The sequence below is a fragment of the Bacillota bacterium genome (assembly GCA_040754675.1).
Lineage (GTDB): Bacteria > Bacillota > Limnochordia > Limnochordales > Geochordaceae > Geochorda.
Genome location: JBFMCJ010000778.1, coordinates 1 through 1583, shown reverse-complemented (window position 1 = coordinate 1583; position 1583 = coordinate 1). Strand labels below are relative to the sequence as shown.

Sequence of the window (1583 nt, the reverse complement as noted above, 5' to 3'; positions counted from 1 at the left end):
CGCCTGCCTTCCCGTTCCGGCCGGTGCACACTGGCCTCATGATAGCGGTGCGGCAGCTTCTGGGGCTGCCGCACCGGATCTCTGGAAGCACTGCAAGGGCCACCGCCTCACCACCTGCTCCTAGTAGAGCGTCCCGTAAATAACATTTCAATGACAAGTTAGGTGACAGAGAGGGTCTCCAACCCGTGCTTCCAGCGAAAGACGACCGGCTCCTGGTTGAGGTCGTCGATGTACTGCGCAATCCGGCGGGCCATTTCGTCTTTGGAGTTGGCCCGGATGCCGCGCAAGAGGCTCTTGGCCATCTTGGCGAAGAAGGCTTCGATGAGGTTCAGCCAGGAGCCGTGCTTGGGCGTGAAGATGAACTCGAACCGATTCGGGACCGTGGCCAGGTAGCTGCGCGTCTCTTTGGAGAGGTGGGCGGAGTGATTGTCGAGGATGATGCGGATCGGGATCCCGCCGGGGTAGCTGGCATCGAGCCGCTTCAGAAACTGAACGAACTCCCGGCTTCGGTGACGGTTGACCACCTGGCTGTGGACGTGCCCCGTTAGCAGGTCGATGGCAGCCATCAAGGTGAGGGTACCGTGGCGAACGTACTCGTAGTCCCGGCTCCAGCCCCTTTGCTGACCGGGCTGCGGGGGCCGGTCGGGGGCGGTGGTCCCCAGCACCTGGATGCCGGGTTTTTCGTCGTACGAGAGCACCGCATGCAGCGGGCCCGAAGGGTCCTGCCGCTGGCGAAGCAGCTCCACGTGCTTGTAGACGAGGAGCAGTTGCGCCATCTTCGCGTCGAAGTCCGGATCACGTCGCTCCAGGTAATAGCGGATCTTGTGGGGGCGGATCGCGTGCTCGGCAAGAACCCGAGACAGGGTCCCGGTCCCTATGCAGACCAGGCTGGGATGGCCGGCGGCTTCGCAGTGCCGGCGGATGTGTCGGACCAGCAGCCGCGTGGTCCACAGCTCGTGGGGATAGCCCAGATCCTTGGGCTTTTGGCACGCCAGCGAGACGACCCACGCCCGTGCCTCGGCCGGGATACGGGGGCGCCTCCCTCGTCCGGGAAGGTCACCCAGGGCGGCTTCGGGCCCCAACTGCAGCGCCTTGTCAATACAGCGCTCCACCTTGGGGCGATTAGTCCCAAGGCGAGCCGCAATGGAAGAAATGGTCTCCCCTGCGGCGTAAGCGAGCAGCATGCGGGCCCGCTCGACCCGGCGCACGGCGGTAGTACGGGAGCGGCTGATGCGCTCAAGCTGGGCGGCCATCTCCTCGGACAAGACCAATGCCGGTCGCTTCCTTTCGAACGGCACCACCCTCAACCCCCTCCTGGCGGCTGAGGGCAGTGTATCAGAGTTACGAAGGTACTGCCATGTTATTTGCGGGTCACCCTACTAGTAGGCGGCGCCCCGCTCCATGTCCTCCGTCTGTTCGTCCGCGGAGATCTTGCCGTCGCCGGTGTCGGCCTCAGCGTCCGCACCGTACGCCCTCGCCGGCTCCTGCCCGGCCTCGCCCGGACTCTCGAGAGCCCCGTTCTCCGCGGCGTTCTCGCCTGCCGCCGGGCCCTCCTGGCCTTCTCTTGCCTCGAGCACGGCGTC

The 1583-nt window shown here is 65.3% G+C and carries 2 protein-coding genes; both read right to left on the bottom strand.

Going from position 1 to position 1583, the window contains the following annotated elements; genetic code table 11:
- Positions 1-158: 158 nt before the first annotated feature.
- Positions 159-1253: an IS630 family transposase gene (locus AB1609_23540; GenBank protein ID MEW6049408.1), complete on the bottom strand. Its 1095-nt coding sequence runs from the start codon at positions 1251-1253 to the stop codon at positions 159-161.
- A gap of 126 nt (positions 1254-1379) precedes the next feature.
- On the bottom strand, positions 1380-1583 hold a 204-nt coding region (locus tag AB1609_23535; protein MEW6049407.1), incomplete at its 5' end, for a hypothetical protein.

Bases quoted from the DNA above. Each gene is read 5' to 3' on its own strand.
- AB1609_23540 (MEW6049408.1), bottom strand. From the start codon at position 1,253: ATGGCCGCCCAGCTTGAGCGCATCAGCCGCTCCCGTACTACCGCCGTG.